General features: G+C 69.3%; 17 protein-coding genes. 4 read left to right on the top strand and 13 right to left on the bottom strand.

Annotated features, from left to right (window positions below):
• Window positions 1-22 precede the first annotated feature (22 nt).
• The 9 genes from ACFSXZ_RS41285 to ACFSXZ_RS22560 form a co-directional block, all read right to left on the bottom strand.
• Window positions 23-1045, bottom strand: a complete 1023-nt coding sequence (locus ACFSXZ_RS41285) for a S8 family serine peptidase (protein WP_449224287.1) — start codon at window positions 1043-1045, stop codon at window positions 23-25.
• Window positions 994-1722 (bottom strand): S8 family serine peptidase, encoded by a 729-nt coding sequence (locus tag ACFSXZ_RS41280; protein ID WP_449224284.1) that lies wholly within the window; start codon window positions 1720-1722, stop codon window positions 994-996. Before ACFSXZ_RS41280 ends, ACFSXZ_RS41285 begins: the two co-directional genes overlap by 52 nt.
• Window positions 1723-1823: 101 nt before the next feature.
• The gene (locus ACFSXZ_RS22590; RefSeq protein WP_378267138.1) at window positions 1824-3527 is read right to left on the bottom strand and encodes a S8 family serine peptidase; all 1704 of its coding nucleotides are present in this window, start codon (window positions 3525-3527) and stop codon (window positions 1824-1826) included.
• A 99-nt stretch (window positions 3528-3626) separates the two neighbouring features.
• Window positions 3627-4580, bottom strand: coding sequence for a Ppx/GppA phosphatase family protein (locus tag ACFSXZ_RS22585; RefSeq protein WP_378267137.1), 954 nt, complete (start codon window positions 4578-4580; stop codon window positions 3627-3629).
• Between the two features lie 9 nt (window positions 4581-4589).
• Complete coding sequence (locus tag ACFSXZ_RS22580; protein ID WP_378267136.1) at window positions 4590-5822, bottom strand: lytic transglycosylase domain-containing protein; 1233 nt, start codon at window positions 5820-5822, stop codon at window positions 4590-4592.
• 369 nt (window positions 5823-6191) lie between these two features.
• Window positions 6192-6698 carry a DUF501 domain-containing protein gene (locus ACFSXZ_RS22575; RefSeq protein WP_378267135.1) on the bottom strand — a complete coding sequence of 169 codons (507 nt, stop codon included), beginning with the start codon at window positions 6696-6698 and terminating at the stop codon, window positions 6192-6194.
• A 29-nt stretch (window positions 6699-6727) separates the two neighbouring features.
• The gene (locus ACFSXZ_RS22570) at window positions 6728-7282 is read right to left on the bottom strand and encodes an FtsB family cell division protein (protein WP_378267134.1); all 555 of its coding nucleotides are present in this window, start codon (window positions 7280-7282) and stop codon (window positions 6728-6730) included.
• An 8-nt stretch (window positions 7283-7290) separates the two neighbouring features.
• Complete coding sequence (gene eno, locus ACFSXZ_RS22565; protein ID WP_378267133.1) at window positions 7291-8577, bottom strand: phosphopyruvate hydratase; 1287 nt, start codon at window positions 8575-8577, stop codon at window positions 7291-7293.
• A 96-nt stretch (window positions 8578-8673) separates the two neighbouring features.
• A complete protein-coding gene (locus ACFSXZ_RS22560; RefSeq protein WP_378267132.1) occupies window positions 8674-9129 on the bottom strand; it encodes a VOC family protein in 456 nt (151 codons plus the stop codon).
• Window positions 9130-9214: 85 nt separating this feature from the next.
• On the opposite strand from ACFSXZ_RS22560, the gene ACFSXZ_RS22555 reads away from it, so the two are divergent.
• Window positions 9215-9619 (top strand): tetratricopeptide repeat protein, encoded by a 405-nt coding sequence (locus tag ACFSXZ_RS22555; protein ID WP_378267131.1) that lies wholly within the window; start codon window positions 9215-9217, stop codon window positions 9617-9619.
• A 26-nt stretch (window positions 9620-9645) separates the two neighbouring features.
• Here ACFSXZ_RS22555 and ACFSXZ_RS22550 read toward each other — a convergent pair whose 3' ends face one another.
• From ACFSXZ_RS22550 to ACFSXZ_RS22540, 3 genes are all read right to left on the bottom strand, one after another.
• Window positions 9646-10296: a hypothetical protein gene (locus ACFSXZ_RS22550; RefSeq protein ID WP_378267130.1), complete on the bottom strand. Its 651-nt coding sequence runs from the start codon at window positions 10294-10296 to the stop codon at window positions 9646-9648.
• A gap of 89 nt (window positions 10297-10385) precedes the next feature.
• A complete protein-coding gene (locus tag ACFSXZ_RS22545; RefSeq protein WP_378267129.1) occupies window positions 10386-11342 on the bottom strand; it encodes a MazG family protein in 957 nt (318 codons plus the stop codon).
• Window positions 11339-12310, bottom strand: coding sequence for a hypothetical protein (locus tag ACFSXZ_RS22540; protein ID WP_378267128.1), 972 nt, complete (start codon window positions 12308-12310; stop codon window positions 11339-11341). Before ACFSXZ_RS22540 ends, ACFSXZ_RS22545 begins: the two co-directional genes overlap by 4 nt.
• A 263-nt stretch (window positions 12311-12573) precedes the next feature.
• On the opposite strand from ACFSXZ_RS22540, the gene ACFSXZ_RS22535 reads away from it, so the two are divergent.
• The 3 genes from ACFSXZ_RS22535 to ACFSXZ_RS22525 are packed head-to-tail and all read left to right on the top strand — an operon-like array spanning window position 12574 to window position 14317.
• Window positions 12574-12954 carry a hypothetical protein gene (locus ACFSXZ_RS22535; protein WP_378267127.1) on the top strand — a complete coding sequence of 127 codons (381 nt, stop codon included), beginning with the start codon at window positions 12574-12576 and terminating at the stop codon, window positions 12952-12954.
• A complete protein-coding gene (locus ACFSXZ_RS22530) occupies window positions 12951-13592 on the top strand; it encodes a PPE domain-containing protein (RefSeq protein WP_378267126.1) in 642 nt (213 codons plus the stop codon). The genes ACFSXZ_RS22535 and ACFSXZ_RS22530 overlap by 4 nt, the downstream gene beginning before the upstream one ends.
• 8 nt (window positions 13593-13600) lie before the next feature.
• Window positions 13601-14317: an ESX secretion-associated protein EspG gene (locus tag ACFSXZ_RS22525; RefSeq protein WP_378267125.1), complete on the top strand. Its 717-nt coding sequence runs from the start codon at window positions 13601-13603 to the stop codon at window positions 14315-14317.
• On the opposite strand, the gene mfd is transcribed toward ACFSXZ_RS22525, so the two are convergent.
• The gene (gene mfd, locus ACFSXZ_RS22520; protein ID WP_378267572.1) at window positions 14310-17852 is read right to left on the bottom strand and encodes a transcription-repair coupling factor; all 3543 of its coding nucleotides are present in this window, start codon (window positions 17850-17852) and stop codon (window positions 14310-14312) included. The genes ACFSXZ_RS22525 and mfd overlap by 8 nt on opposite strands.
• Between the last annotated feature and the right edge of the window lie 100 nt (window positions 17853-17952).

Genomic DNA, 17952 nt, shown 5'->3' with positions numbered 1-17952 from the left:
TCTTGGGGCACCGCAACAGGATTCAGCCGAGGTAGGGTCCGCCGCGGGTGACCGCCGCGTAGGCGTCGACCATGCCGTGACCGTAAAAACCGTTGAAGTCCGGCGTTCCTTCGCAGATCGCGGTGTAGGAAGCGTCGTCTCCTTCCTTGAGGTAGTCGACGGTGCGCGGCTCCGGGCACGGGGCCTTCGCGGCCGTCCCCTCCAGGATCCGTCGCACGGCATCCGGATTCAGGCCGAATCCGCCCGGTCCCGGCCGCCCGTAGTGCGAAATGATCAGCGCGGCCACTCCGGTGGCATGCGGCGTGGCCATCGAGGTTCCCTGCAGGTACTGGTAATAGCCGATATGGCCGTCGGCGGTGGTCGCCTTCCGGACCCCGGCCTCGGCACCGTCCGGCGTGACGTTGCCGTCCGCGTCGACGTTGCCGTCTTCGACGGCGACATCGCGCGGATAAGCCGACAAGATCTGGTTTCCGCGGGTGCGGTACCGGTCCGTGCCGTAACCGTCCTCGAGGAACCCGCCGGGCGCGGAGACCGACGTCCGCTCGGTGCCGTAGTCGGAGTAGTCCGCCTTCTTCCCTGACGGTCCGAACGCGGAAACGCCGATGGTGTGCGGCCCTTCGGCCGGCAGGGACAGGCAGGTGGCGTTGTCGATCGTGCGGAGGCGTGCGGCCCCCACCGGATGATCGGGGCTGGAGAAGTCCGGTTGCGGTGCGCCGAGGTCGGTATGGTCGTTCCCCAGCCCGACCACCGATGTCACCCCCTTCCGGTAGGCGTAATTCAGCGCGCGCGTGACGGCCTCGACAATCGTGCGCTGTTCCCTCTGCTCCTGTGGCGTGTCGGCGGGGTTGTGGTCGCAGTTGTAGAGCCACGGATCCACGTAGAACGACATGTTCACCACGCCGATCCCGGAGTCGGCGGCGTAGGTCAGGGCATCGACCATCGGTCCCAGGTAAACGGACCCGGAGTCGTCGGCGGCACGGATGCTGACCAGGGTCACGTTCGGAGCGACTCCGGAGATGCCGAAACCGTCGGCGGCGGCCGCGATCGTGGCGGCGACGTGCGTGCCGTGGCCATTGCCGTCGCGGTCCGCCGGCAGAATGCAGCCGGCGTCGGACGGTTCGACACGGCGTCGGTCCCGTCGTTCAGTTCCTCACGGGCGAAGCTCCGCGAATCGGCCGCGTCGAAGTTGGGCGCGATGTCCGGGTGGGTGGCGTCGATGCCGGTGTCGATCACGCCGACCTTCACCCTCCGGTCACCTGGCTCGACGGGACTCGCGACGTCCGCACGGACGGACTTGAGGCCCCACAATTCGCCGTCAAGCGGGTCGGTGGCCGCGGGAGCCGGTTTACTCACCGAGGGTTCGCTGTCCAGCGCGGCTTGCGCCCCGCTCTCGACGCTGAGCTTCCTGACCGGATTTTTCGGCGCTTTCCCGATGCTGTCGGCCCGTGCCACGCCGAAGACCCCGTGGCCGGCGCTGACCCGGTCGGGAAAGGCGGCGGCCGGCGCGGTCGCCGTGAGCAGACCGACCGCGCCGTTGCTGCGCACCACGGTGCCACCGGAGTCACGCACAGCCTGTTCCACCTCGGCCACACTGTGGCCCGCGGCGGTCAGCACGGTGAACTCGGCGACCCCGCCGGAGGGCGTCGGACCCGCACCGGCCGCGGGGGTGACCGCCGCGAGTAATGGCAACACGAACACGGCGCCGAGAGACCTGATTCTCAATCCGTTTCCCTTCCTCACGAACCGGGTGAGGCAACCTAACCGGGCAACGGGTCGGAGAACAGGAAATTTCTTCCTGAAGCAGAGTCACCGCTCATTCTTGGTCAGCGTAGGTAGGGCGCGCCGCGGGTGACCGCCGCGTAGGCGTCGACCATGCCGTGGCCGTAGAAACCGTTGAAGTCCGGCGTTCCCTCGCAGATCGCGGTGAAGGAAGCGTCGCGTCCTTCCTTGAGGTAGTCGACAGTGCGCGGGACCGGGCAGGAAATCTTCGCCGCGGTGCCTTCCAGGACGCGCTGCACGGCATCGGGGTTCAGACCGAATCCACCCGAGCCGGGCCGCCCGTAGCGGGAAACGATCAGCGCGGCCACTCCGGTCGCGTGCGGCGTGGCCATCGAAGTGCCCTGCAGGAACTGGTAATAGCCGGTCCGGCCGTCCGGCGTGGTCGCCTTCTGGACTCCGGCGGCGACGCCCGCCGGAGTGACGTTGCCGTCCGCGTCGACGTTGCCTTCGGCGACCGCGACGTTGCGCGGATACGCCGACAGGATCTCGTTCTCGTTGGTGCGGAACCAGTCCGTGCCGTAACCGTCGCGGAAGAACCCTCCCGGCGCGGAGACCGAAATCTGCTCGGTGCCGTAGTTGGAGTAGTCCGCCTTCTTGCCCGACGGTCCGAACGCCGAGACACCGATGGTGTGCGGGCCCTCGGTCGGCATGGACAGGCAGGTGGCGTTGTCGATCGTGCGGCTGTGCGCGGCGCCCGCCGGATAGTCGGGACTGGTCGCGTCCGATTGCGGCGCGCCGAGGTCGGTGTGTTCGTTGCCCAGCGCCACCACCGATGTCACGCCCTTACGGTGGGCGTAGTTCAGCGCACGCGTGATCGCTTCGACGATCGTGCGCTGCTCCATCCGCTGTTGCGGCGTGTCAGCCGGGTTGTTCCCGCAGTTGTAGAGCCACGGGTCGGCGTAGAAGGACATGTTCACCACGTCGAGCCCGGCGTCCCCGGCATAGGTCAAGGCGTCGACGACCGGCCCCAGGAAGAAGAACCCGGAGTCCTGCCCGGCGCGGGCATTGACCAGGGTCACGTTCGGCGCGACCCCCGAAATGCCGAAGCCGTTCGCCGCGGCCGCGATCGTGCCGGCGACGTGTGTGCCGTGACCGTTGTCGTCGTGATCCGCCGGGTCGACGCAGCCGCGGTACTCGCATGGCCCGTCCACCACGGCACCGGTCTCGTCGTTGGGGATGTCACGGGTGAAGTTCCGCGAATCGGCGTAGTCGAAGTTGGGCGCGATGTCCGGGTGGCTCGCGTCGATGCCGGTGTCGATCACGCCGACCTTCACCCGGCGGTCCCCTGGCTCGACGGACCGTGCCAGGTCCGAGCGGACGGACTTGAGGCCCCACAGTTGTCCGTCGAGCGGATCCATGCCCGCCGGGGCCGGTTTTGCCGAGGCGCCGCTGGCCGGCGCGGCGTGCGCCTCCTTCTCGACGTCGGGTTTCCGCCCCGTCCGGTCCTGCGGTGCCTTCCCGATGCTGGTGGCCCGTGCCGCGCCGTAGACCGCGTTGCTGGCGCTGACCCGCTCGGGAAAACCTGCCGCCGGTGCGGTCGCGGTGACCAGGCCGACCGCTTCGTTGCTGCGCAGCACGGTGCCACCCGCGTCGCGCACGGCTTGTTCCGCCGCGGCGACGCTGTGGCCCGCCGCGGTCAGCACGGTGAACTCGGCGACCTGACCGGAGGCCGGCTCCGCGCCGGCCACCGGGGCGACCACCGCGAGCAATGGCAGGACGAACGCGGCGGCAAGCGACCTGGTTCTCAAACCGGACCCCTCCTCACAAAACGGATGAGGGGAAACTAACCGCTCGGCCACCGAAACGGCCGGAACTTCCTACTAAAGTCGGGTGCCCCACCCGAACGGTCAGGCGAGGGAGAGCGCGATTCCGTCGAGGATGTCGTGCTCACTGACCAGCAGCCCCGACGGACCGCCACGCTCGGCCAGCTGCTCGGCCAGGACGCGGACGATCAGCGCGCCGCCACCGATCACGTCCACCCGCCCGGGGTGGATCACCGGGTTGGCCGCGCGGGTCTCGTGATCCGCGGCGAGCAGTTCGGCCGCGACCGCGTGAATGTCCTCGGCGGACAGACGAGACAGGTGCGTGCGCTCGGCGTCGTACGCCGGCAATCCTTGCGCCACCGCGGAAAGCGTGGTGACCGTGCCGGCAACCCCGATCCACGTCTTCGCCTTCCGGACGTCGACCGCTTCGAAGGCCTTGGCGAGCACCTCGGTGGCGAACTCGCGCGCGGCCTCGACCTCGTCCGATGTGGGCGGATCCGATCGGAGCGCGCGCTCGGTGATCCGCACACAACCGATGTCGACCGAGCACGCGGAAGTCACCGAAGCCCGCCGCCCGTCCCACTCGCCGAGGACCAGTTCCGTCGATCCGCCGCCGACATCGACCACGAGGAACGGGCCGTCGTCGGGGTCGAGGTCGCCGACCGCGCCGGTGAAGGACAGCCGCGCTTCCTCGTCCCCGCTGATGATCTCGGCCTCGATCCCCAGCAGTTCCCTGGTCATCGCGAAGAAGTCGTCGCGGTTGCTCGCGTCGCGGGTGGCCGAGGTCGCCACCATCCGCACGCGCTCGGCCCCCTTACGCCGGGCCGCGATGGTGTAGTCGGCGAGCGCCGCGCGAGTGCGCTCCAAGGCCTCGGGCGCGAGCCTGCCGGTGGCGTCCACTCCCTGTCCGAGCCGGACGATCCGCATCTCGCGATGCAGGTCGCGCAGGTCGACGGTGCCGTCGTGGCGATGTGTCAGCTCGGCGACGAGCAGGCGGATGGAGTTCGTTCCACAGTCGATCGCGGCAACTCGGGGCATACCCCCACCCTACGAGTTCTTCGGGGGCGTCTGACTCGTGGTGGCCGGAGCACTGCTCGAACCATCCGGTGGCGGTGGCGGCGGCGGTGGCGCACACGGGGGCAGGACCGGGGTGGTCGGCGAAGTCGGCGTGCCCGACGGCGACGGACTCGACGTGCTCGTCGTCGTGCTCGTGCAGGTTGGCGGCGGGGTGGACGATCCCGGTGGAGCGGGCGTCGAGGTGCCCGGCGTGGAGGTACCCGGCGTGGTGGAACCGCTCGTGCTCGACGGTGGGTTCGTCGTCGAGGATGCCGGCGGCGGCGGTGTGACCGTCGGTGGCGGGGGTGGTGGTGTCACCGGCGCGGGCGCGGGAAGGGCCGGCGCGGGCTGCGGGGCACCGATCGGCACCTGGCTGTCCGGCAGCGGCATCACGCCCGCACGGTAGGCCTCGGCCCACAGGATCACGGCGGCGACGTAGGCGTCGGAATTGTTGTAGCGGTAGATCGCCGCGCGCACCTGGTCCGGTTTGGACAGGTCCAGACCTCCCGAACACAGGTAGCGTGCGGTGGCGAGCGTCGCGTCGTAGATGTTGTTCGGGTCGGACACCCCGTCGCCGTTGCCGTCCGAGGCGTAGGCAAGCCAGGTCGACGGGATGAACTGGGTGGGGCCGACCGCGCGGTCCCACACCGCGTCCAGGTCGTAGACCCCGTGATCGGTGTCGGGAACCGCGGCGACCGGGCCGACGCCGTTGAGTTCCGGCCCGAGGATCGGTTCGAGGGTCTTGCCGTTGCGGTCCACGTAGCCGCCGCGGGCGTGATTCGACTCGATCCGGCCGATGCTCGCGATCAGCGCCCAGTCGATGTGGCAGCCCGGTTGTTCGGAGGCCATGATGTCCGCCGCGTTGCGATACGCCTTGAGCGCCGTCCCGGGAATGCCGAGCAGGCCGCCCGGCAGGATGTAGGCCGCCGGCATTTCGTCCGCGGGCAGCGGAAGGTCGACCGGGATGGATGTCAGCGGAAGGGTTCCGTCCACGTTGACGTGCACGAGGGTGGGGTCGAAACCACCGACGAGAGCGGCGTCACGGCTGTGCTGGGTGCTGAACCGGTGGACCCAGTCTCCGGTGCCACCGCCCGCCGCCACGGCCGGGACCACCGCGGCCAGACCGCCCATGAGGGCGACGAATGTCTTGTAGCGCAAGCCGATTCTGCGGATCTTGCGCCGGGCGATCCGTGCCCGGCGCCGGGAATGTCTCAACGGGCGCATGAGGCCCCACCCGGAGAAAGGACGGCGTGAGGGCGACCTTGCCGCTCGTCCGATCGCGCGCGTGGAGAGCACATGCTCACGCGCCGCACCTCCCCTCCGGGCACCCCGCCCGGCCTCGATGACCACGCTGTCCGCGGTGCCGACCCGACCGAAAGCAGGCGGATACGGTCCCCAGCGGTCCCGCCGTGACTGCCGTCGGATTGGTAATGAACGGCCCAGCAAGGCGCTGTTACGGACTGCTTATCCCACATCTTGCCCGGTTCGTTACCCGCGGCAACGCGTTTTGCCTGAAAAGGCGGGAAAATCCCGGTGCATGGAAGGGAAATCGGCGACGCGATCGGTCAAACGGCGTAATCGCCGGCGGGCCGATCAACCCACGCAGTCCCCGGAGGGCCAGTCGGGACGGAGCAGCTCGAGCGTCTCGTCTCCGAACGGATTCACACCGGGTCCACAGGCGAGGGTGTGTGCGAGGTGGACATGCAGGCACTTGACCCGCCCGGGCATCCCGCCCGCGGTGACCTGATGGCCGAGCGGTTCGATGGCATCGCGCTGGGCCAGATAGGACTCGTGCGCGCGGCGATAGGCCTCGGCGAGATCGGGGTCCCCCTCGAGGCGCTCGGTCATCTCCCGCATGATCCCCGACGCTTCGAGCCTGCCCACCAACGAAGCGAGCCGCGGACACGTCAGGTAGTACAGCGTCGGAAACGGCGTTCCGTTCTCCAGCCGAGGATTGGTCTGCACCACATTGGGGTGCCCGCTGGGGCAGCGAGCCGCGACCGCGCGCAGCGCCCGGGGCGGCCTGCCGAGCTGGATCGCGATGATCTCCCGGTCGGCGTCGGTCACGGGCTCGAACACGGGCGTTTCCGTCCTCCACACCTCCCCAGGCTATCCCCGGCCGCGCGGCGCTATCCCCCGAGGCTGCTCCATAGTTGCTGGTACCACGCGCCGTCCCCGGGACCGGGCTGCCGCTGCGCGCCCTGACGCTGTCCTTGTGGCGTGTCTTCGGGAAGCTGGATCAGGTACGGCGTTTCGCCCGGCATCACGTACCGGAGCCGGCGCCGCGCCTCCGCCTCCACCTCGGCCGGGTCGGACAGCGCGGCCTTCCGGTCTTCCAGCTGCGCGACCTCGGCGCGCAACTCCGACTGCCGTTGTTCCTGCACCCTGATCTCGGCGCGCTGACTGAGATAGGTGCGCAGGGGAACGGCGAGGGTGAAGGCGAGCGCGCAGACCACGATCGCCAGCACGGCGGCCCGGCGGGTGGTGGACATCCCGAGGACGCGAGCCGCGCCGGCCGCCTGCTTGGCGCTCAGGCCCCGGCGCAGCCGCGCCCGGATCGTCTCCCGGCGTGAGTCACGCCGCACCCGCTGCGGATGGCGAGCCGGAACGCCCTCCGTACGGCGAACTCGTGGGCTCTCCGTACGACGGCCGCGACTGCCGCGCTCGCGTGCCCGCTGTGTCACGACGGACGTCAGCTCTCCGGGGTGAACCGCGGGAAGGCCAGGTCTCCGGCGTAACGGGCGGCTTCGCCCAGGGTTTCCTCGATACGCAGCAACTGGTTGTACTTCGCGACGCGTTCGCTCCGGGCCGGTGCGCCGGTCTTGATCTGGCCGACGCCGGTGGCCACGGCGAGATCGGCGATCGTGGTGTCCTCGGTCTCACCCGAGCGGTGGCTCATCATGCTCTTGTAGCCGTAGGAGGTGGCCAGCGTGATGGCGTCCAGCGTCTCCGACAGGGTGCCGATCTGGTTGACCTTGACCAGCAACGCGTTCGCCGCGCCTCGCTCGATCCCCTGCTCCAGGCGGTCCGGGTTGGTGACGAACAGGTCGTCACCGACCAGTTGCACCCGCTCGCCGAGCTGCCCGGTCAGGCTCACCCAGCCGTCCCAGTCGTCCTCCGACAGCGGGTCCTCGATCGAGACGAGGGGGTAGGCGTCGAGCAGTTCGGCGTAGTAGGCCGTCATCTGGTCGGCGCTGCGCTTGGCCCCCTCGAACGAGTATTCGCCACCGGTGAAGAACTCGGTCGCGGCCACGTCCAGCGCGAGCGCGACGTCACGGCCGGGCACGTAACCGGCCTTCTCGATGGCCGTGGTGATGAGGTCGAGGGCTTCCCGGTTGCTGGACAGGCTCGGGGCGAACCCGCCTTCGTCGCCGAGACCGGTGGCCAGGCCACGGCCCTTGAGCACGGACTTGAGGGAGTGGTAGACCTCCACGCCCCAGCGCAGCGCCTCCCGGAAGGACTCGGCCCCCAGCGGCGCGATCATGAACTCCTGGATGTCCACGTCGGTGTCGGCGTGCGCGCCGCCGTTGAGGATGTTCAACATCGGCACCGGGAGGACGTGCGCGTTCGGACCGCCGAGGTACCGGAACAGCTCCAGCTCGGCCGACTCCGCCGCGGCCTTGGCCACCGCCAGCGACACACCGAGCAGGGCGTTGGCGCCCAGCCGGGACTTGTCCGGCGTGCCGTCCAGGTCGACCAGCTTCTGGTCGACGATCCGCTGCTCGACCGCCTCGACGCCGATCAGCTCGGGACCGATCTCGTTGAGCACCGCGGCGACCGCCCGCTCGACCCCTTTGCCGCCGTAGCGCGAGGCGTCACCGTCACGCAGTTCCACCGCCTCGTGCTCGCCGGTCGACGCCCCGGAGGGCACCGCGGCCCGCGTCAGCGTGCCGTCGTCCAAGGCGACCTCGACCTCCACGGTCGGGTTCCCGCGCGAGTCCAGAATTTCGCGCGCGCCTACCTGCTCGATGACCGCCACGCTTCGCTCCTCATCGGATAGTCCCAACGACGGCACCAGCGTAACGAAAGACGGCGGTCACCCGTTGGCGACTCGCATCGGAACAGGCTGTGATGTTCACACTTCCGTGTGTCTTATCTCCTGCCAGCCGGGCGGCAACTCGGCCCGGTCGGAGATCCACTGCCAGAACGTCCAGCTGTTCCCGCCGAGGTCGAGGACGGTGAAAACCCTGGCACCGTAGGGCTGATCCTGCGGCGCGGTGGCCTCCCCCGTGTCCATCAGCGCTTCGCACACCCGGGCGTACTGAGCGTCCACATCGTCCACGTAGATTACATTGAGTTGCCCCACCGGGCGGTCCACGCCCTTGGCCGCCCAGTAGTCCGAGCCGACTCCGGCGAGGTGGATCTCGGCGTCACCGGCACACACGACGGCCTGGAAGACCGCGCCCGCCGCGTCGACGTAACGCACCTTCTCGGCGAAACCGAACACCCGGACCAACCACTCGAGTGCCTCCGAGGCGTCGGTGTAGTACAGGTACGGCGAGAGACCGAGATACCGTGGTTCGTCGCTCATGGCTGGACAGTCCACCACGGGGCTTCACGCTCGCCTGATCGCCCCCTGCCGAAACGCGCATCTGGCGGGTAACGTCGATCTGACTATGAATGACGAGGACCAGGCCCGGGACCATACGGGCGAGCACCGGTTCAAGGCATTCCGGCAGGCCGAGGCCTTGATCCGTAACAGACGCCCGCTCGACGCACTGAAGGTCCTCCAGCCCGTGCTCGAGACCGAAGCGGACAAACCGAGCGTGCAACTTCTCGCGGGCCGCGCCTACTTTCACTCCGCTCAGCTCAACCACGCCGAGCAGGCTTTCACCCGGGTCCTGGAGATGGACCCAGCCGATCACTACGCCCGGTTCGTGCTCGGCCGCACGTTGCAGCGGCTCGGGCGTCTGGTGGAAGCCCTCGGACAACTCCGCATGGCCTGGGCGATGAACCCCGTGCCCGAATACCAGGACGCGCTTTCCGAGGTCAGCGCCCGCCTCCGGCTGCAACAGAACTGACGAGAATCCGTTCCAGGCAAGGAAACCTAGGCGGGAGCGACGGTCGCGTAGGTGGTCGCGGCCGCGAGCACGTCGTGGGCGTCGGCGGTGGACTGGGTGTAGCCGAGCACGGCGGTGGACCAGCCTTGTCCGGTGAGGAGATCCTGTCCGCCCGCGCAGAGCGCCCGGGCCGCGGTGAAAGCGGCGTCGTCGAGATCGCGCGGGTCGGGCGGTTTGCCGTCGGACGAGGCACGGCCCGCGAAGCTGTGCCACAGCGGATCGGGGACCGGGAGCGGACCGGAGCCGACCGCCTGTACCTGGCCGATCGCCGCGAGGGTGGACCACGACAGATGACAGCCGGGCCGTTCGGTCCGCATCCACATCTCGGCCCGGCCGTAGGCGGCCAGCAGGGCTCTGGGTACCCCGGTGGGCTTGGCGAGCCGCCTCGCCCACTCGTCCAGTTCGGCGACATCCGAGGAGTCCGGGTGATCCACGGGCGCGGCGACGGCGGGCTTCGGCGCGACCGCGGGCGGCGGTAGCGCCGTCGTGGTCACCGTGGGACCGACAGCCTGGTCGGGCTTGGTGACGCCGACGGTCAGCAGCAGGACGAGACCGGTCGCCACCACCCCCAGGGCGAGCAGCAGGCCTTGCGGAAGCTGCCGCCTGCGCATGCCCCCGCGCGAAGTGGGTTCGGCCACCCGGTCAGATTAGTGCGTGCCTCAAGAAGGAGGAGCGGCGCGAAGCGCTTCCGTTGAGGGCGGTGGTGGGCGACGGTCCCGCCGGACGGTCAGGAGTCAGCGGACCGTGTGCGCGGCCAGTAGGCTCGCCAGCCGTCCGCGCCGAGCGTGACCGGATCTGCACCGTCGGCACGCGCCGCACGTTCCGCGGCCCGCACATCGGCGGCGAAACGCTTGGCCACCGCACGAAGTTCGCCCTCGGGATCCACCCCCGCGCGCCGGGCCTCGGCGGCCAGCCGGAACAGCCGCGCGCCGGGCTCGGAACCCGCCGGGAACAACTCGGCCGGAAGGTCCGCGCGCCCGGTGCGCTGCCCGAGTTTCCCGGCCAGTGCCGCCGCGGGCTGACCGAGCGCAACACCGTCCACAATGGACTCCCGTTGCTTCTCCGCCTGCTTGAGCTCTTCCCATTTCAGCTCCTGATGCGCCGCGGTGGCCACCTTTTCGGTGCCCGCGAACACATGCGGATGCCTGCCGACGAGTTTCGCGACCAGTTCGGCGGCGACGGTGTCGATGTCGAAGGGGTCGCCGGGATGCTCGGCTGCCACCCGCGCGTGGAAGAGAACCTGAAGCAGCACGTCGCCGAGTTCTTCCCGCAGCGCCGCGCGGTCGTCCTCCTCGATGGCCTCCAGCAGTTCGTAGGTCTCCTCGACGAGATACTGGCGCAGGGAATCGTGCGTCTGCTCCGCGTCCCACGGGCATCCGCCGGGCGAACGCAGCCGGTCCATCACCCAGGCCGCGTGCGACAGCCCGGTACCCGGCTGCGGCTCCACGACCCGCGCACCCGCCTCCCGCAGCGCGATCACCCGCGGGTCGTCCGCGCGCGCCGCGAACAGCACGACCGGGTGTTCGGCCGCCTCGGCCAGCAGTTCGGGCACGTCCGGCGCCGGCTTCGCGCCCAGCCGGTCCGCGTCGACTTCGCTGGTGTAGAGCGCGCGTGCGGTCCGGATGAGCGGGATCGCCGCGGGTGGCACGCCCGCGCCTGGGTGAGGCAGCAGGACAACCGTCAAGGCTGTACGTATCCCTTCACCGGCAGAACGAGGCCGGTGGACTCCGCCGCGCTCGGCGCGAGGTCCATCGCGACCGGATCCCACACGCCGTAACGCGGGTTGATCTTCACGCCCGTGTCGCTCAGGTAGGGCTGGAGGAGCCGGATACCCAGCGACGCGAGCTGTCCCGCCGTCGGCGTGGAGGCCTGGTCGACCGAAACCGGGGTGCCGGCATCACGCTGCCGGATGACCGCGACGAGCCAGAGCGCCTGGCCCGGGTCGGCTTCGAAGGTGACGACCGTCCCCGCCGGGACGCCGTAGAGGACCGTCGAGGCCAGATCCGGCGACTGGACCGCGGCGAAGCGCATACCGGTCCGTGCCTCCTGGCCTGCCGCTGTGTCGGCCGCGACCACCTTGGCGGCCGAGTCGGGAGACGCCGCCATCTCCGCGGCCTTGGCGAACGCCTTGTCCCGGCGGGTCGCACCGTCGTCGGAGGACACCGTGGTGTAGTCGAAGGTGATCGCGAGCTTGTCGAAATACTTGGCGCCCAGCGCTCGCTCCAGCAGGTAGTCCGAGGCGTACTCGCCGTGGTCCCGGACACGCGCGACGATGGCGGTCGCCAGCTGCGAGGGGTCGACGTCGTTGATGGACACGGGCCGGTCCAGGCTCGCCGCGAGCTGGGTGGCCAGCGCCGGGTCGGTGGTCAGCCCCTCGCGCGAGGCCGCGCGGGTGATGAGGTCGTGCAGCACGAGTTGCCGCACCGCCTCGCGGCCGACCTGGTCGAGCTTGTGCTGCTGGGCCAGCTGCTGAGCCGCGGGCTGTTCCTGGACCGCCCTGTCGATGAGCTGCTGTACCTGGTCCACCGAAATCTCGTGGCCGGGCAGGAACGCCGCCGCCCGGACCTGGCTCGGCCCGGAACCACACCCGGCGACCAGGAGGCACAGGGCAAGCACGGCGGTAACCCCGCGAAGCGCGCGAGGACGACCCATGATCCGCATCACAAGCCGTACCCTCTCACAACTGCGGGATCAGCGGAAAGCCCACCACCCGGCAAGCAAAGGTGCCGGAAGGCTCCAATGGCCTCAAAACCGGGGTGCGCGCTGAAAATCGCGCAGCGCGTGAACGCACCGCTACCCCTCGTTTCCGGTCCCGCGTTCTCCCTGCCGACGTGGCCTTCCCGGAACGGCTTCTTGGCGCGCTGACCAGCGCTACACTGCCGTCTCGTATTCAATTGACTACAGGGAGTGATGCCATGCCCAACTCCGGCCCCGGCGGCTACGAGTTCGACCCGGCCACGATCGCCCACCGGATCACGGACTGGGAACAGGTCCTTGACGACATCCGGAATGACGAGAATCAGCTGCGCCAAGCCCAGCGGCACGCGAATCCGCCCTCGGCCGACAAGCCGGCCGTGAAGAACGCCCAAGATATGCGGGCCTCGATTCAGGCTGCCATCGATCAGAACACCGCGATGCAGCGATATATCCGGCAATGGATCGATGCGTTGCACAAGGCCGAACGAACCTATGTGGCACACGATCAGGAACTGATCGATGGGGGAAGCGCGGCGGATGGCCAGGGGCTTTGTTCCACCGACGTGGTGGAAACCACCGACAACGGGTGGCGGAAATGACGACGGCACAGGTGGGCGAAGCCGGGTTCGGTGACACGATGACGCCTCAGCAAATCTACGACAACTTCATGAACGCCGAAGGTCCTGGCGATCTCATGCGGTCACAGCACCATTTGGCCACCGTGATGTCGGCCTATCAGGAGCGGGTCGACCGGATCACCACCCTCGTGGCCGCGATGGAGGAAGGCTGGACGGGAAGCGCCTCGCAGGCCGCCCAGCTGAGCGCGGGTCCCCTCGCCCTCGCCCATGACGAAGCCGCGATGTGCATGGTGGAAGCGTCCCAGTTGATCCAGAACCAGATCCAGGCCTTCTACGACACCAAGAACAAGGTCGTGCCGATCCCCGAAGTCCCCCGGGCACCGTCCACTCTGGAAAACCTCATCATCCTGGGCGCCGAAAATTGCGGTTACCAGGACAAGGTCAAGGCTTCGTTCGACGCGGCGCAGCAGAATGTGTCGGCGATGGACTCCTGGTCCGTCAGCAGTTCGGACAACGGCTTCCGGATGCCGTCCGCCTACGGCAACCTCGGCCACGCGGGTCTCCCGGAAGGCCGGTCCGGGATGGCCGGTACCGGCATTCCCGGGCATGGCGGCAACCAACCGCCCGAAACACCGCCGCTCGGCGTGGCCGGCTTCTGACGCCGAGGATGTGGTTCGAAGAAGCCGAGCGCTTTCACGTCGACGAACTCGCCGCCCTGGTGAGCGAGGAAGCGGGAGATGAACTCCATATCGTCCTTGCGCCACAACCGGTATGGCGAAGCGAAGAAGCCGTCCGGGTCCTCGCTCCACCGCGAAGGACAAAACCCGGCGAGCCGAGCCCGGCCGATATCGCCGGTCTGCTCAGCAGGCCGGAGGAAGCGCGTTATGGCTGGTCGAGTGACCTGGTCAACGACATCCACCTCCGGACGCTCGTCGCCGCACGACCGGAATTCGGCCTGATCGCGGTCAGAGAGGACGAGGAGGTCTTCGTTCGCACCTTCCGGTGTGACCATCTCAGTTCGGTGCTGGCCCGGGTGCTTCCGAAAGATTCCTGGAAAAGCCCGGAACCGGCGATCACCGTGCCACGGAGCGAAATCCTGGCCGCCGATCCCGAAACGATCGGCGCGCCCCGCCCGAGCCGTGAGGTCGCGCGGGCGCAGGCTCTCGCCGCGGCGCGCCCCTTCGCGATCGCCGAATTCCACGTCGAAATCCGCCAGTGCCACCGAAGACACGTCTCGGGTCCCGTGCGCGTGTACGACACCGACGAAGGTCGCTGGGCCGTGACGGCGCGTCCGCGCTACGGCGACGAAATTCTCCGGTTCGTCCCTGCCGACACCGGCGTGGTGGCCGATCTCCTCGACGATCTGCGCCGGGACCTCAGCTGACCGCGGCCGGGGTCTTGGTGAGGTTGGTGAGCAGCTTGGTGCACCAGTCGAGGAGCGCCTCGTCGCGCAGCGCGGGCGCCCCCATCCGGCCACCCGCCGGGCCCTCGGTCGGCTTCGGGACCGACACGGTGTTCGTGACCGCCTTGTAGATCGCCTTGGGGTACAAGCGCTTGAGCCGCACCGACTGGGAATCGGCCAGCGAAAGCGGCGCGAAGCGGATGCTGTTGCCCTGCGCGGAAACCTCGGTCACCCCGGCGGCGCGGCAGGCGTGCCGGAACGCCGCCACCGCCAGCAGCCGCCGCACCGGCGCCGGAGGCTGGCCGTAGCGGTCGATCAGTTCCTCTTCGACCGCGTCCAGCGCCTCCGCGTCCGGCGCCGACGCGATCTTGCGGTAGGCCTCGAGCCGCAACCGTTCGCCGGGCACGTAGTCGTGCGGGATGTGCGCGTCCACCGGAAGGTCGACGCGGACCTCGCGCAGTTCTTCCTCTTCGAGAGGTTCGGCACCGGCGTGCCGCCGGAAGACGTCCACGGCCTCGCCGACCAGCCGCACGTACAGATCGAACCCCACGCCGGCGATGTGCCCGGACTGCTCGGCGCCGAGGATGTTCCCCGCGCCACGGATTTCCAGGTCCTTCATCGCGACCGCCATCCCGGCGCCGAGTTCGGTGTTCTGCGCGATGGTCGCGAGGCGATCGTGCGCGGTCTCGGTCAACGGCGACTCGGAGGGATAGAGGAAGTACGCGTACCCCCGCTCGCGGCCACGGCCGACCCGGCCGCGCAACTGGTGCAACTGGGCCAGGCCGAGCAGATCGCCGCGCTCGACGATGAGGGTGTTCGCGTTCGAGATGTCCAGTCCGGTCTCCACGATCGTCGTGCAGACCAGCACGTCGTACTCGCGCTCCCAGAAGCCCTGGATGATCTTTTCCAGCTTCTCTTCGTTCATCTGGCCGTGCGCGGTCACGACGCGCGCGTCGGGCACCAGTTCACGAAGCCGTTTGGCGGCCTTTTCGATCGAGGAAACCCGGTTGTGCACGTAGAAGACCTGGCCGTCGCGCAGCAGTTCGCGCCGGATCGCGGCACCGACCTGCTTGTCGTCGTAGGCGCCGACGTAGGTCAGGATCGGATGCCGGTCCTCGGGCGGGGTGAGAATGGTCGACATCTCCCGGATGCCGGCCATCGACATCTCCAGGGTCCGCGGGATCGGCGTGGCCGACATGGTGAGCACGTCGACGTGGGTCCGCAGGGCCTTGATGTGTTCCTTGTGCTCGACCCCGAACCTCTGCTCCTCGTCGACGACGACCAGGCCGAGGTCCTTGTAGCGGACGCCGGTCTGGAGCAGCCGGTGCGTGCCGATCACGATGTCGATCTCGCCGTCGGCCAGCCCGGCCAGCACACTGTCCACTTCGGACTTCGCGGTGAACCGGGACAGGCCCTTGATGGTGACCGGGAACGACTGCATGCGCTCGCTGAAGGTGTTGAGATGCTGCTGGGCGAGCAGCGTCGTCGGCACCAGGACGGCGACCTGTTTCCCGTCCTGCACCGCCTTGAAGGCCGCGCGCACCGCGATCTCGGTCTTGCCGTAGCCGACGTCACCGCAGATGACGCGGTCCATCGGGACACCGCGCTGCATGTCGGTCTTCACCTCGTCGATCGCCGCGAGCTGATCGGCGGTCTCGGTGAACGGGAAGGCGTCCTCCAGTTCGCGCTGCCACGGCGTGTCCGGCGCGAACGGGTGCCCTGGCGAGGCCTGGCGGGCCGCGTAGAGCTGGACGAGTTCGGCCGCGATCTCCTTGACCGCCTTGCGTGCCTTGGCCTTGGTGTTCTTCCAGTCCGAACCACCGAGCTTGTTGAGCGTGGGCAGTTCACCGCCGACGTAACGGGAGATCTCGTCGAGCTGGTCGGTGGGCACGTAGAGCCGGTCACCGGGGTGGCCCCGCTTGGACGACGCGTATTCCAGCAGCAGGTACTCGCGGGTCGCGCCGGCGACGGTGCGCTGCACCATCTCCACGAAACGGCCGATGCCGTGCTGGTCGTGCACCACGTAGTCGCCCGGTTTGAGCGCCAGCGGGTCGACCGCGTTGCGCCGCCGGGACGGCATCTTGGTGTTGAGGTCGCGCGCCGAGGACGCGGCGGCCGGTCCGCGACCGGTCAGGTCCGCCTCGGTGAGCACGACCAGGCGTTGCTCCGGCGCGATGAATCCTTCGGTCAGCCCGCCGCAGGCCACGGTGACGACCCCGTTGACCGGCTTGACCTCGCCGTCGGCCTGAGACGCCGGGATGTCGGCCGCGGTGAGCTGCTCGACGGCCCTGGCCGCGGTCCCGTGGCCGGCCACGACGAGCACCGCGGCGCCCCCGGTCGCCAGGTGCGCGCGCAGATCGGTGCTGACCCGGTCGAAATCGCCGCGATAGGTGGGTGCGGCGTCGATCGTGATCGGATAGACGTCGGTGTTTTCGCTGGTCAGCTGGGAAAGCGTCCACCACGGCCGATTGGTCTCGCCCGCATGCTTGGCGACCTCGGAGAGCGCACGGTAGGCCGAAGCACCGAGGTCGATCGGTGCCTGGCCGCCGGCCGCCGCGGTGAGCCACGACGCCTCGAGGAACTCCTGTCCGGTGCGCACCAGATCGTGCGCGCGGGCGCGGATCTTTTCGGGGTCGGCCAGCACCACATGGGTGCCCACGGGCATCGCGTCGGTGAGCAGTTCCAACTCGCCGTCGCAGAGCACCGGGATGAGCGCCTCCATGCCTTCGCACGGGATGCCATCGGCGAGCTTGGTGAGCATTTCGGCGAGGTGGGCGTCGGACGCGTGCCGCTCGGCCAGTTCCCCGGCGCGAGCCTTCACCGCCGGGGTGAGCAGCAGTTCGCGACAGGGCGGCGCGTGCACGGCCTGGATCTCACCGGGCAGCGACCGCTGGTCGGCCACCGCGAAGGCGCGGATCTCGCTGACCTCGTCACCCCAGAACTCGACGCGGTAAGGATGGCCCGCGGTGGGTGGGAAGAGGTCCAGAATGCCGCCGCGGACGGCGAATTCGCCCCGCTTTTCCACCATGTCGACCCGCGTGTAGGCGAGTTCGACGAGCCGGTCGAGAACGCGTTCGAACTCCTGCTCCTCGCCCACGACGAGATCGACCGGGGACAGCGAACCGAGGCCGGGCGCCATGGGCTGGATCAGGCTGCGCACGGTCGCGACGACCACGCGGGGCGCGTCGTCGCCCCGCAGGCGGCGGAGCACGTCCAGACGGCGGCCCACGGTGTCCGCGCGCGGGGAAAGACGTTCGTGCGGCAGCGTTTCCCAGGACGGGAAATCGGCGACCGCGCCGGGGCCGAGCAGACTGTCGAGCGCGGCCGTGAGGAGGTCGGCCTCCCGTCCGGTCGCGGTGATCGCGAGCACCGGGCGGCCGGCGCCGGCGGCCAGCGCGGAGACCACCAGCTGGCGGGCGGCGGTGGGGCCCTGAAGATCGAGCAGCGGCGCACCGGCGCGCTCGACGACCCCGCGCAACGTGGTCTCGCCGAGTACCGAAGGCAGCAAAGCGGACAACAGGCCGTCAGTCACCGAAAGACACCCCTCGCGCGGACATGCGAACCAGAGCCCCGCCCGGGAACGAGGCGGGCCAGGGCACTCGCTTACAGACTACGTC

The sequence above is a fragment of the Amycolatopsis pigmentata genome (assembly GCF_042684065.1).
In the GTDB taxonomy this organism is placed as follows: Bacteria; Actinomycetota; Actinomycetes; order Mycobacteriales; family Pseudonocardiaceae; genus Amycolatopsis_E; species Amycolatopsis_E pigmentata.
The sequence above is the reverse complement of the archived record's forward strand: the minus strand, read 5'-3'. Positions and strand labels throughout refer to the sequence as shown.

What these genes read in the sequence shown, in the direction of transcription:
- ACFSXZ_RS22585 (WP_378267137.1), bottom strand. Translation starts at nt 4,580, where the DNA reads ATGCCCCGAGTTGCCGCGATCGACTGTGGAACGAACTCCATCCGCCTG.
- ACFSXZ_RS22580 (WP_378267136.1), bottom strand. Translation starts at nt 5,822, where the DNA reads ATGCGCCCGTTGAGACATTCCCGGCGCCGGGCACGGATCGCCCGGCGC.
- ACFSXZ_RS22560 (WP_378267132.1), bottom strand. Translation starts at nt 9,129, where the DNA reads ATGAGCGACGAACCACGGTATCTCGGTCTCTCGCCGTACCTGTACTAC.
- ACFSXZ_RS22530 (WP_378267126.1), top strand. Translation starts at nt 12,951, where the DNA reads ATGACGACGGCACAGGTGGGCGAAGCCGGGTTCGGTGACACGATGACG.
- ACFSXZ_RS22525 (WP_378267125.1), top strand. Translation starts at nt 13,601, where the DNA reads ATGTGGTTCGAAGAAGCCGAGCGCTTTCACGTCGACGAACTCGCCGCC.
- ACFSXZ_RS22535 (WP_378267127.1), top strand. Translation starts at nt 12,574, where the DNA reads ATGCCCAACTCCGGCCCCGGCGGCTACGAGTTCGACCCGGCCACGATC.
- ACFSXZ_RS22555 (WP_378267131.1), top strand. Translation starts at nt 9,215, where the DNA reads ATGAATGACGAGGACCAGGCCCGGGACCATACGGGCGAGCACCGGTTC.
- ACFSXZ_RS22540 (WP_378267128.1), bottom strand. Translation starts at nt 12,310, where the DNA reads ATGGGTCGTCCTCGCGCGCTTCGCGGGGTTACCGCCGTGCTTGCCCTG.